Raw genomic sequence first — 278 nt, 5'->3', positions numbered from 1 at the left:
CCGACATGCACTTCGTGATTCACACGCATACGTCGGCCGGCTCGGCCGTGTCGGCGCAAAAGCACGGCTTGCTGCCGATCAGCCAGCACGCGCTGAAGTTCTACGGCGCGCTCGCGTATCACGACTACGAAGGCATTGCGCTCGATCTCGGCGAGCGGGAGCGCCTCGTCGCCGATCTCGGATCGTGCAACGCAATGATCCTGCGCAATCACGGCCTGCTGGCGGGTGGCAAGTCGGCGGCAACGGCGTTTCAGGAGATTTACTTCCTCGAACGTGCG

At 63.3% G+C, this 278-nt stretch carries 1 protein-coding gene; it reads left to right on the top strand.

What is annotated here, in order from left to right:
- On the top strand, positions 1-278 hold a 278-nt coding region (locus SB753_RS36805; protein ID WP_410805057.1), incomplete at both ends, for a class II aldolase/adducin family protein.

The organism is Paraburkholderia sp. SIMBA_053 (assembly GCF_046534895.1).
Taxonomy (GTDB): Bacteria; Pseudomonadota; Gammaproteobacteria; order Burkholderiales; family Burkholderiaceae; genus Paraburkholderia; species Paraburkholderia caledonica.
The sequence above is the reverse complement of the archived record's forward strand: the minus strand, read 5'-3'. Positions and strand labels throughout refer to the sequence as shown.